The organism is Vaccinium witches'-broom phytoplasma str. VAC (assembly GCF_000309405.1).
In the GTDB taxonomy this organism is placed as follows: Bacteria; Bacillota_I; Bacilli_A; order Acholeplasmatales; family Acholeplasmataceae; genus Phytoplasma.
This window is the reverse complement of the sequence record NZ_AKIN01000121.1, coordinates 1-258: the sequence shown is the minus strand read 5'-3', so window position 1 is coordinate 258 and position 258 is coordinate 1. Positions and strand designations below refer to the sequence as shown.

1 protein-coding gene is annotated in these 258 nt (G+C 24.4%); it reads right to left on the bottom strand.

Features of this window, described 5'->3' with window-relative positions; translation table 11 throughout:
* Positions 1–258 (bottom strand): IS3 family transposase (locus RI68_RS02175; protein ID WP_017193607.1); only part of this gene is annotated, 258 nt, incomplete at both ends.

The following is a 258-nucleotide window of genomic DNA, read 5'->3' as shown; positions in this document are numbered from 1 at the left end:
TTCTTAAACGACAACAAATCCCTTTTTCTTTCATGATGAGATAAACTTTTTTCTTAGTGATGGGTTCATTAAATGCTTTTTGGTATAAATCAGTGATTTTACGATGGCCAAATAAATATTCATGCATTTTACATAAAGCTTTAATCCGTTTTTGTTGTAAAAGATCATTTTCTTCTTTTTCTTTTAGTTTATTTTTAACTTTTAACCAATAATAATAAGTACTTCTTTTAATTTGAATTGTTTTTAAAATGGTGGTTA